At 72.7% G+C, this 1,798-nt stretch carries 3 protein-coding genes; all 3 read right to left on the reverse strand.

What is annotated here, in order from left to right:
- Positions 1 to 740: lytic polysaccharide monooxygenase auxiliary activity family 9 protein (locus tag JM949_RS35670; RefSeq protein ID WP_203152435.1), on the reverse strand; the 740-nt coding region annotated here is incomplete at its 3' end.
- A 118-nt stretch (positions 741 to 858) separates the two neighbouring features.
- Positions 859 to 1,314, reverse strand: coding sequence for a GNAT family N-acetyltransferase (locus JM949_RS35675; RefSeq protein ID WP_203152436.1), 456 nt, complete (start codon positions 1,312 to 1,314; stop codon positions 859 to 861).
- 24 nt (positions 1,315 to 1,338) lie between these two features.
- On the reverse strand, positions 1,339 to 1,798 hold a 460-nt coding region (locus JM949_RS35680; RefSeq protein ID WP_203152437.1), incomplete at its 5' end, for a DMT family transporter.

The raw sequence follows: 1,798 nt of genomic DNA on the forward strand, positions 1-1,798 counted from the left end.
TGGGTCGGCGGCGGCGTGGTCGGGGGCGGGGTGCTCGTCCCGCCACCGAAGTCGACGTCGCTGCACAGGTAGTACGACTGGTCCAGGTGGCTGGCCTGCCAGATGGTGTAGACGATGTGCCGGCCGCTGCGTCCGGGCGCGCTGACCGGGATCTGGATCGAGACGCCACCGGTGTCCTGGTTCCACTGCGAGGCCGGGGTGTTGCCGATCTGACCGGCCAACTCCAGGTCGCCCCAACCGAGCGGCTGGGTGGCCGAGTTGAAGCCCTGCTTGGTCACGTACACCCTGATGTAGTCGGCGCCGTGGCGGGCCTGGTCGAGGAAGCGCAGCCGGAAGTTGTTCGCCACCGACGTGCTCTTCCAGGCGCCGACGGTGTCCAGCGCGTTGTAGCGGGGGCTCTGGGTGCGTCCGCCGCTGCACAGCTGGCCGTTGGGGATGGCCGCCTGGTGGTTGCCCGCGACGCCCTCGCGGTACAGGCCGTTCCAGTTCCACATCGCGGCCGGGTCGGCCTGCCAGGCCTGCCAGCACATCGGGTCCTCGGTGGCCATCCGGGGGTTCTGGAAGTCGCCGCCCCAGCGCTGCCAGCAGCTGTAGTTGCGCGACGGCGGGTCGACGACCGACCCGTGCGCCGAGGCGGGCGGGGCCAGCAGGGTGGTCAGTGCGGTCGTCAACAGGAGCGTGGTGGCCGCCGCGACGGCGAACAACCAGAGCACGCGTGGTGATCGGGCGAGAGTGGACATGGAGCCCCCGGGGGGATGAGGTCGGACGACGACACCCGGATCGACGGGAGTTGCCCACTCCCGTGCCTGTTCGCTGGCTCCCGCGACGGCGCTACCCGGCACCATGCCAGGTTGATCGTCAATCGTCAATGGCCTCCCGCCGCATCGGCGTGTGCGGGATGCCGTCCTCGACGTACTCCGGACCGCTGGGCGCGAAGCCGAACCGGCTGTAGAACCCGACCAGGTGCGACTGGGCACCCAGCACGCACCGCCGGTTGCCGACCACCTCCAGCGCCGCTGTCATCAGCCGGCCGGCGTGTCCGCCGCCGCGCGCCGCCGGCGCCACCACCACCCGACCGATCCGGGCGGTGCCGTCCGGCTCGGCCAGGATCCGCAGGTACGCCTGCGGCAGGTCGTCGTCGGCCACCCAGAGATGCCGGGTGCCCGGCTCCACGTCGCGCCCGTCGAGTTCCGGGTACGGGCAGTGCTGCTCCACCACGAACACGTCGATGCGCAGCTTGAGCAGGTCGTGGAAGGTGCGGGCGTCCAGGTCGGCGAAGGCGGCCGCCCGGATCTCGGTGGTCTTCGGGAGCATGCCCCGATGGTAGGACGAGCGGTGCTACCGGGTGTCGGCCCGCCCGGGCGCCAGGTAGGTGGCGGCCACGGCGGTGAGCAGCAGGCCGCCACCGCCGAGGACGGGCAGCGGGAGTGGCTCGTGCAGCAGCGCCACCGCCAGCGCGGCGGCGGTGAGTGGTTCGAGCAGGGTCAGCACCGCGGCGACGCTGCCCGGGGTGGTGCGCAGCCCGGCGTAGAACAGCGCGTACGCCACCGCGGTGGTGACCACGCCGAGGTGCAGCAGCAGCGCCACGGTGTCCGGGCGTACCGGCGCGCTGACCCCGGCGACCAGGGCGAAGGGCGCCAGGGTCAGGGCCCCGAGGGCGGTGGAGACGGTGGTCAGCGTCATCGGCGCGGTGTGCTGCGACACCTGTCGGCTGATCAGGGTCGTCACCGCGTACCCGAGGCCGGAGCCGACCGCCGCGAGGCAGGCCGAGCAGGCGGGGCGGGTGCCGGCCGCGGCT

This window comes from Micromonospora tarensis (genome assembly GCF_016803395.1).
GTDB lineage: Bacteria > Actinomycetota > Actinomycetes > Mycobacteriales > Micromonosporaceae > Micromonospora > Micromonospora tarensis.